6 protein-coding genes and 1 pseudogene are annotated in these 9449 nt (G+C 47.0%); 3 read left to right on the forward strand and 4 right to left on the reverse strand.

The features are described from left to right. Positions 1-386 precede the first annotated feature (386 nt). Entirely contained in the window at positions 387-1166 is a 780-nt protein-coding gene (locus AC06L3_RS06380; protein WP_475669788.1) for a polyprenol monophosphomannose synthase, read from the forward strand. Positions 1167-1190: 24 nt separating this feature from the next. Then, positions 1191-3380: a Tex family protein gene (locus AC06L3_RS06385; RefSeq protein ID WP_475669789.1), complete on the forward strand. Its 2190-nt coding sequence runs from the start codon at positions 1191-1193 to the stop codon at positions 3378-3380. On the opposite strand, the gene AC06L3_RS06390 is transcribed toward AC06L3_RS06385, so the two are convergent. The 4 genes from AC06L3_RS06390 to argS form a co-directional block, all read right to left on the reverse strand. Further along, positions 3377-5077, reverse strand: coding sequence for a chloride channel protein (locus AC06L3_RS06390; protein ID WP_475669790.1), 1701 nt, complete (start codon positions 5075-5077; stop codon positions 3377-3379). The two genes, AC06L3_RS06385 and AC06L3_RS06390, sit on opposite strands and share 4 nt — an antisense overlap. A gap of 52 nt (positions 5078-5129) precedes the next feature. Beyond that, on the reverse strand, positions 5130-5534 hold the full coding sequence (locus tag AC06L3_RS06395; protein ID WP_475669791.1) for a hypothetical protein: 405 nt from the start codon (positions 5532-5534) through the stop codon (positions 5130-5132). Positions 5535-5596: 62 nt separating this feature from the next. After that, a complete protein-coding gene (locus tag AC06L3_RS06400) occupies positions 5597-7375 on the reverse strand; it encodes a YgiQ family radical SAM protein (RefSeq protein WP_475669792.1) in 1779 nt (592 codons plus the stop codon). Beyond that, positions 7375-9165, reverse strand: a complete 1791-nt coding sequence (gene argS / locus AC06L3_RS06405) for an arginine--tRNA ligase (RefSeq protein WP_475669793.1) — start codon at positions 9163-9165, stop codon at positions 7375-7377. Before argS ends, AC06L3_RS06400 begins: the two co-directional genes overlap by 1 nt. 90 nt (positions 9166-9255) lie before the next feature. Here argS and AC06L3_RS06410 point away from each other — a divergent pair. Next, positions 9256-9449 (forward strand): annotated as a pseudogene (locus tag AC06L3_RS06410) (sodium/alanine symporter); the annotation flags it as partial.

Below are 9449 nucleotides of genomic sequence, written 5' to 3' on the forward strand. Positions count from 1 at the left end.
CATTGTATAATAATAATTATCTAAATCTTAGTCCGTCCTGCACCCTCTGCTTTTCCTTTTCTATCAAAGAAATTGCGCTTGCTCTTGCTATATCGCTAAACTTTCGTTTACAATATTTCCTTGTACTGCAAGTTCACTTTCCCAAGTGAACCTGTCTTACTGTTGCATCATGTCAATGAACTCGCCCCGCCATTCCGAACGGGACTGCAAAGGTAAACCTATTTTCTTATTTCGCAAACTTTTTTTGAAAAAATTTCGCACCACGGCGACGCAGGACCGCTCTCAAAGCCCATATCGGGCTGATTGACAACGCCATCGCAGGTGTAAAAATATTTTATGGGAATATAAAAGAAAATAGATACTTTTGTAAGCTAAAGCTGGATTTTATGGCAGAGAGTCTGATTATCATCCCTACTTACAACGAGAGGGCCAACATACAGAAGATTATTACAAAGATCCTCAGTTATCCGCAGGATTTCGACGTACTTATTATTGATGACAATTCTCCGGATGGCACAGCGGCACTGGTAAAGGAAATGCAGCATACGGAGGACAGCCTTGTTTCAAGTAATCTGAACAATGATTCACAGGCCGTTAAGGTTGTTGAAGTGCATCGCAGAATAAATATGATTGAAAGAAGCGGCAAACTCGGACTTGGAACAGCATATATAACAGGCTTCAAATGGGCACTGGAGAGGGATTACAGATACATATATGAAATGGATGCGGATTTCTCCCACAATCCTGATGACCTTCCACGCCTGCTCGACGCAGTCAAAGGCAATTCCGATGTTGTCATAGGTTCACGTTACTGCAATGGTATAAGCGTGGTCAACTGGCCTATAGGCAGGGTGATAATGTCGTATTACGCATCCACATACGTAAGAAAAGTGCTGGGCATGAGAATATTCGACTGTACTGCCGGATTCGTATGCTATAGGCGTGAAGTTCTTCAAGCCATTGATTTTGACAGGATTGCAATGCATGGCTATGGCTTCCAGATTGAAATGAAATACAATGCCTACAAGCTTGGATTCAAGATTGCTGAGGTGCCCGTAATCTTTGTAGACAGGAAGGAAGGAAGCTCAAAGATGAGTTCAGGCATTTTCGGCGAAGCTTTCTGGGGAGTGATAGCATTGAGATTCAAGCGCATCAAAGGCAGATAATCTTATTTTCCCACTGGCGATAATATGAAAGAACTATATATTAAGGAAATAGCCGCGCGCGCAGAAGTGGCGCTGTGGCAGGCTCAGCATTGCATAGAACTGCTTGAAGAAGGCGCAACCGTACCATTCATAAGCAGATACAGAAAGGAAAGGACAGGCTCGCTTGATGAAATGAAAGTTGGAACCATAAAGTTCGAGCTCGCACGTTTCAAGGAACTGGACGCACGCAAGGAAGGAATACTTAAAAGCATCCGCGAGCAGGAAAAATTGAGCGCAGAACTTGAAGAGCGGATTGAAAACTGCCTGGATTCCAGGATTCTGGAGGACATATACCTGCCATACAAACCTAAAAGGAGGACCAAGGCCTCCATAGCAATCGAGAAGGGTCTCGAACCGCTTGCCAACAGGATGATGAGCCTCAACGTTCCATCGTTCGAGCGCACGGTGCATTCATTTGTAAATAAGGAACTGGCCGATGATGAGGAAGTCCTGGAAGGCGCGCGCAATATCATTGCTGAAAGGATATCGCAGATTTCATTGATAAGGCAGGAACTCAGGAAATATTACAGCCAGCACGGAAGGTTCCTGGCGAAGGCGGCAAAGAATGCAAGCAACAATGAATCCGAGAACGAAGACATACGCAGGGAGAAGGAAGTTCAGGCCGCAAAATATGCAAGTTTCATTAACAAGTCCGAGGACCTGAGGCGTATGCCGGCACACAGGCTGCTGGCCGCTCTGCGCGGAGCAGAAGAGGGCTTCCTTTCCGTTGGGATAGATATTGATGAGGACACGGTTCACAGAATAATTTCCAAACTGCTGTACAACGGACAGAAATGTTCCTGCTATGCATTATACCAGCAGATGGAGGAAGCCGTAAGGGACTCAGCCAAGAGGCTGCTTCACCCATCAATTGAGAATGAGGCACTTGCGATGGCAAAGGAAAAGGCGGATCTGGAATCCATTCGGATATTTGGAGAGAATCTGCGTCAGCTTCTTCTTGCACCGCCGTTGGGGCAGAAGCGCACGCTTGCCATTGACCCGGGATTCCGCACCGGATGCAAGGTCGTATGTCTTGACGAGCAGGGAGCATTGCTTCACAACGACACCATATACCCACATCCTCCTCAGAACGAGAAGATAATGGCAATGAAGAAATTGAGCAATATGATAGAATCATACAGGATTCAGATAATTGCCATTGGAAACGGCACTGCCGGACGTGAGACAGAAGCCTTTCTGAAGAAATTCGCCATGCCGGAAGGAATAAAGGTTTATTCCGTAAGTGAGGACGGTGCCTCCATATACTCCGCATCCGCTGTTGCCAGGGAGGAGTTCCCTGAATACGACGTTACAGTAAGAGGAGCCGTTTCTATCGGCCGCCGCCTGATGGACCCTCTGGCTGAACTGGTGAAGATTGATCCGAAATCACTTGGCGTTGGCCAGTACCAGCACGACGTGAACCAAACTCTTCTCAAAGAGAAACTGAATGAAGTGGTGATGAGTGCGGTTAACAGCGTAGGTGTGAACCTCAACACTGCGAGCAAGCACCTTCTTTCATACGTAAGCGGAATTGGAGAGTCGCTTGCACAGAACATTGTTGACTACCGTAATGAAAACGGAGCTTTCAGAAGCCGCAATGAATTGCTCAAGGTCAAGAGGCTTGGCGCCAAGGCTTTTGAACAGGCTGCAGGATTTCTCCGCATCCCGGGTGCCGCCAATCCTCTGGACAATTCAGCCGTTCATCCGGAGCAATACGGAATAGTGGCCAGGATGGCGGCAAGTGCGAACATTGCACTCGATGCACTCATTGGCAACAAGCAGCTGATTGATTCAATCGATCTGAACGCCCTGACAACGCCTGACACAGGTATGATAACGCTCAAGGACATAGCCAACGAACTGGCCAAACCAGGCAGAGACCCAAGGGAAAGCATAAAAATCCTGGAATTCAGCAATGAAGTGCAGACAATAGACGACCTTAGAATAGGGATGGAACTTCCAGGAATCATCACGAATATCACCGCATTCGGCGCTTTCGTTGACTTTGGAATCAAGGAGAACGGTCTGATTCACATCTCACAAATGGGCAAGGGCCAGAGGGTGAACTCACCGCAGGAAGTTGTCAAATTACATCAGCACGTGCAGGTGAAAGTCATAGACGTTGATACCGCACGTCGCAGAATTGCGTTGAGACTTGAATCAATAATCCATTAGTCATGAGAAACCTGCTTGAGCTGTTCCCTGTACACTGAGAATATCTGGGATTTGGACACGAAACCAATGTATTTCCTGTCACGGCTCACAACAGGAAGGTTCCATGCACCAGTTTTCTCGAATTTGGTCATGACATCCTCCATGCTCTCATCGTCATAACACAGAGCCGGCGATGGCTTGAGGAAGTTATACACGTGCATTGTATCGTACTTTGCTGAATCGAACATTACACCTCGCACATCATCAAGGCTCACGCTTCCCTGATAGGTATTGCGTGAATCAATTATCGGAAAAATATTCCTCCTTGAGTGGGCTATGACTTTCACCATCTGTCCCAGCGAGGCGTCAATCTCCACGGTTGAGAAATCCTTCTCAACAACGGAATCTATTCTCATGAGTGTGAGAACGGTGTGGTCCGAATCATGAGTGAGAAGTTCGCCTGACTTCGCAATACGTTTTGTATAAATTGAGTAAGGTTCGAATATCCTTATTGTTCCGAACGAAATGGCAGATACAATGATCAGCGGCATGATAAGGTCATATCCTCCTGTGATTTCGGCAATAAGGAAGATGGCTGTCATAGGTGCCTGCATCACTCCGCTCATGAGACCTGCCATACCAACAAGAACGAAATTGGTTTCAGGAAGAGAGTTTGCTCCGCACAGGCTTGCGCATCTCACCGCCACAAAGCCGAAAAGTCCGCCGATAACGAGTGTTGGACCAAAGGTTCCTCCAACGCCGCCACCTGCATTGGTAAGTGTCATTGAGAATACCTTCAAAAGAAAGACGGCAACAAAGAAGAACAGGAACATCCATGGGTTTGACAGCAGATCTGCAAAGACAGCATGCCCCACAGCTTCTGTTGAATTTCCATTGAGCAGGGCTGTCAGGGTGTCATAACCCTCACCGTACAATGGGGGGAAAAGGAAAATCAGCAGACCAAGGCAAAGCGCACATATCAGCCACCTTTCATACACATTGGAAATGAGTTTTATCCTGTCCTCCAGAAAAAGAGTAACACGTGTGAAATACAGGCTGGCGAATCCGCACAAAATTCCGAACACTACATAATAAGGTGTATTCCCGAAATGGAACGGAGTTATGGTGTTTTCAAAAGCAACTGCGTTACCAAGGAAGAAGTATGAAACACAGCAGGCTGTAATGGCGGAAATCACGAAAGGCAGAATCGAGCTCATTGACATATTGAACAGCAATATCTCAAGAGTGAAAAGTACGCCTGCCAGAGGAGCCTTGAATATTCCTGCCAGCGCTCCGGCCGCACCGCAACCAAGCAGAATCGTTATGTTCTTGAACGGAAGGTGGAAATATTTGCCCACATTGGAACCTATTGCAGCTCCTGTATATACTATCGGCGCCTCGGCTCCCACAGAACCGCCGAAGCCGATTGTGAATGTACTTGTAAGAATGGAGCTCCACATGTTGTGGGGCTTTATCTTGGCGTCATTCTTTGAAACGGCTACGAGAACCTTTGTAACTCCATGCCCGATATTGTCCTTGATGAAATACCTGACTATAAGCAGAGCTATGAGCATTCCCACACCCGGATAGATGAGGAAAAGCAGACTGTCCTCCGGAGTGTTGAACCAGCTTGTAAGCAGCCATTGAACAAAAGAAACGCCCTTCTTGAGAATGACAGCGGCTATACCGCTACAAACTCCCACAACAAGGGCGAGCACTGACAAGAGCTGATTTTCCGGAAGTCTTAGGAGATAACTTCTTATATCGCAGTTAATTTTCATCGTCACTGGCATCCTCAGCAGCTACGGCAGCCGCTCCGGAGTCATCATCAGGGAAAGTGTTGTCTGCGCTGTCGCTTGCAACTGTCTGATCGTCATCATCAGTATTGCCGTCCAAAGCCTTCTCCGCATCTTCATAGTCATCTATCTCAACATCAATCTTGACCAGATAGATGGCAGAAGGAATCTCAATGGAAATTGCATAGAACGATGTACCGTCGGGCTTGTCAATTTTTGTAATGTCACCGCAATAGTCCGAGTATCCATGAGGATATTTCTCCTTGAAAGCTGCAGCCAGCTCCTCGGACATGTTCGCATAACTCACAATAGCTCTCTTCTTATGCATCATTGCAGCAATTACTGACGGCGCTGCCTTTTGATTCTCTGATGTTCCCATAGGTTATTTTTCCTGTTCGAATTCGCGTGCAAGTATAGAACAATTTTCCTATCAAACAAAATTTACTTGAAGAATAAGGATTTTTGTTTCTTTTTCCTGTCAATATTGCGTTCTACATATATCGGAGCAAGAGTTTTAAGGTCCATTCCCGTGTAGAACATCACGGATGAACGTGTCATTGGAGTTGGTGTGAAATCCTGGACCTGTTCCATGTACACACCCTTGAGCGAGCTGTTCCTGCTCAACGACTCCATATCCCTGAGAGTGCACCCGGGATGAGAGGAAATGAAGTAAGGAACAAGCTTGCAATGCAATGAATCATGTGACACTATCCTGTCAAACTCATTGTGAAAGACTTCGAACAATTTGAATGAAGGCTTGTTCATCAGTGCAAGGACATTGTCCTGTGTATGCTCAGGAGCCACCTTCAGCCTTCCGCAGGTATGCTCCTTCACCAGCTCTGTCATATATTCCTTTGAACCGGAACCCAGAAAGCCCTGTGGTCCTATAAAAAGGTCATATCTTATGCCGCTTCCAATGTATGCGTGCTTGATTCCCTTCACCTTTGCTATCTTTGAATACAGTGAAAGCAGGTTCCAGTGCGAATGGTTCAGGTTCGCACACATATTCGGTGAAAGGCAGGACTTGCGGATGCACTTCTGGCATATTGAAGAATCCTTTCCTCCCATACCATACATATTTGCGGTAGGTGCGCCAACGTCTGAAAGGTTTCCCTTGAAATCAGGTCTGGCGGCAATTCTCTCTATTTCGGCCACAATGTTCTCATGACTCCTGCTCTGAATGAACTTTCCCTGATGCGCAGCGATGGTACAGAAACTGCAACCCCCGAAGCAACCCCTGTGGGTGGTAACGGAGTCCTTTATCATTTCATAGGCGGAAATGAACTTATCCTTGTATCTTGGATGAGGTCTGCGCGTAAAAGGCAATGAATAAACGGCATCCAGCTCTTCCTGCTTCATTGGAAGATATGGAGGGTTCAAGTAAAAGTAGCGGCCTCCGGCAAGAGGCTCAACCATAAGCTGGGCATGCATTTTATTTGCCTGAAGTTCAATGGTGTTGAAACTCTCCACAAAGGCTTTCCTGCTTTCCTTGCACTGCTTGAGACTATTAAGGACTATTGCATCCTTTCCGGGGGTTCTGCCGCTAATCCAGCCTATCTGCTGTGGCAGTTCCTCCTCCGGGAAATTATCGGAAAGATTGCTGAATGCTGTGTTTGAAGCTGCAAAACCGGAAAAGCTGTCAAGTCCCATCTTCTGAAGATGGCTATCGAGGTAAGAAGCCATTGCTACCATTGACCTCTCCCCCATTCCGTAGCTGAGATAATCCGCTCCGCTTGTATCCAGTATGGGCCCCATGAGGCAGTCCTTCCAGTAATCGTAATGAGTGAATCTTCTCAGCGAAGCTTCTATGCCGCCGATTATCACAGGTATATGCGGATACAGCTTCTTGAGTATGCCCGTATATACGGAAACTGCATAATCCGGCCGTGCTCCCGCCCTGTCATCAGGAGTGTACGCATCATTGCTCCTCAGCCGTTTTGCTGCGGTATAATGGTTTATCATTGAATCCATTGCGCCGCTGTTAACGCCGAAGAACAGCCTCGGTTCCCCCAGTTTTCTGAAGTCCCGCAGATCGTCACGCCAGTTTGGCTGAGGTATCACCGCCACCTTGTATCCGGCCGATTCAAGGACGCGGGCTATCACGGCAGTACCGAATGCCGGATGGTCTATGTAGGCGTCACCGGTAAAAAGAATGATATCGGCCTGCTCCCATCCGAGAGCCTTCATCTCCTTGATTGATGTAGGCAGGAACTGCTCCATTACATTCTATCAGGAAGCTCTATGCCAAGGATTGCCATTGCCTTCACAAGTACTGAAGCAATGATATTGAGCAGTGCAAGACGCTGGGAGCGCACCTGCACGTTCTCCTCACGCAATATCTGTGTATCGTGATAGTACTGGTTGAATTCCTTTGCCAGTTCGTATGCATAATTGGCTATTACTGCAGGAGAGTGTGCGTTTCCGCCATCCCTTACAGCATCCGGATAGGAATTGAGAAGCTTGATTATCTCTATTTCCTTATCAATAAGCACTGACTCGTTGCCTGAACAAAGGCCTGCCTCTATTCCCATCTCCTCTGCTTTCCTCAGAATTGATTTTATACGGGCATGGGTGTATTGGATGAATGGGCCTGTATTTCCGTTGAAGTCTATGCTCTCCCTCGGGTCGAACAGCATTGTTTTCTTAGGATCCACCTTGATGATGAAGTATTTCAGCGCTCCAAGTCCGATAATCTCGAACAGATGCTCCTGCTCCTCATGGCTCATGTCCGAAAGTTTTCCAAGTTCCAGTGACGTTTCCTTTGCTGTGGTGTACATCCTGTCCATAAGGTCATCGGCATCCACAACTGTTCCTTCCCTTGATTTCATCTTTCCTTCAGGAAGTTCCACCATTCCGTATGAGAGATGGTAGATATTGTCGGACCAGTTGAAACCGAGTTTCTTGAGAATCAGCTTGAGCACCTGGAAATGGTAGTTCTGCTCATTGCCCACTACATATATATGTTCATCAAGGCTGTATTCGTCAAAACGCTGCTTTGCAGTACCAAGGTCCTGGGTCATATATACCGATGTACCATCGCCACGTAGGAGAAGCTTGGAATCAAGCCCGTCGGCCTGCATGTCGCACCACACTGAATTGTCGGGGCGGCGTACGAAGATTCCCTTATCGAGTCCTTCCTGCACAAGAGCCTTGCCATTAAGGTAAGTCTGTGACTCATAGTATGTTCTATCGAATTCTATACCTAGTCTGCTGTATGTCTTGCCAAAGCCGTCATATACCCATCCGTTCATCATTGTCCAAAGTGAACGCACATCGGCATCGCCCTGCTCCCACTTCAGCAGCATGGCCTGCGCGGACTTGAGAATAGGAGCTTTCTTCTCAGCCTCTTCCTCCGGGATGTTCTCGGCTGCGGCTATCTCCTTTGTCTGTGCCTTGAGTGCGTTTGAGAAAGCCACATAGTAGTTGCCTACCAGATGGTCTCCCTTGATTCCGCTGCTCTGAGGCGTCTGACCGCCACCCATTTCCTTCCAGGCCAGCATTGACTTGCAGATATGAATACCTCTGTCGTTAACAAGATTCACCTTGATTACCCTGTGACCGTTCGCCGCCAGAAGCCTTGCAACGGAACTGCCGAGAAGATTGTTCCTTACGTGGCCCAGATGCAGAGGCTTGTTGGTGTTAGGTGAACTGAATTCCACCATTATGGTTTTTCCTGTATCAGGAAGCTGGCCGAAATTCTCGTCAGAAGCAATGTTGCCAAGCACGTTCTGCCAGAAAGCCTTGGACAGTTTGATGTTCAGGAATCCTTTTATCACGTTGAAGCTTTCAACCTCCGGGCAGTTGTCCTTAAGGTATTCACCTATCCTGTTGGCAGTTACATCCGGAGCCTGTCGCGTGATCCTGAGAAGAGGGAAGGTGACCAGTGTTATGTCGCCTTCGAATTCCTTTCTGGTTTCCTGTGTCTGGAGCATATTGTCCGAGGCATCAACATTATAGATTGCTTTGAGAGCTGCACGTGCATTCTCCAAAATAAAAGTCTGAGGATTCATATTCATACAATGGTTAATGAGGCTGCAAAGGTAGTAATTTCTATTATTTTTCGCTAACTTTGCAGTTTCAGTATAAATGCGAAAAAGTTCATGAATAGTTTTTCAGACTCGGTTGGCAAACTGATAATATCAGTTTCGGATTTCGTTTGCGGATACCCGCTTTTCATTCTGCTGATAGGCGGAGGACTCTTCTTCCTCGTTTATTCCGGATTCGTTCCTTTCAGAAGATTCGGATCGGCAATCAAGGCATTGAAGAACAAGGATGACGCACCGGGACAGATCAG

The sequence above is a fragment of the Candidatus Egerieousia sp. genome, from assembly GCF_056211015.1.

Bases quoted from the DNA above. Each gene is read 5' to 3' on its own strand.
- AC06L3_RS06380 (WP_475669788.1), top strand. From the start codon at position 387: ATGGCAGAGAGTCTGATTATCATCCCTACTTACAACGAGAGGGCCAAC.
- AC06L3_RS06385 (WP_475669789.1), top strand. From the start codon at position 1,191: ATGAAAGAACTATATATTAAGGAAATAGCCGCGCGCGCAGAAGTGGCG.
- AC06L3_RS06395 (WP_475669791.1), bottom strand. From the start codon at position 5,534: ATGGGAACATCAGAGAATCAAAAGGCAGCGCCGTCAGTAATTGCTGCA.
- AC06L3_RS06400 (WP_475669792.1), bottom strand. From the start codon at position 7,375: ATGGAGCAGTTCCTGCCTACATCAATCAAGGAGATGAAGGCTCTCGGA.
- argS (WP_475669793.1), bottom strand. From the start codon at position 9,165: ATGAATCCTCAGACTTTTATTTTGGAGAATGCACGTGCAGCTCTCAAA.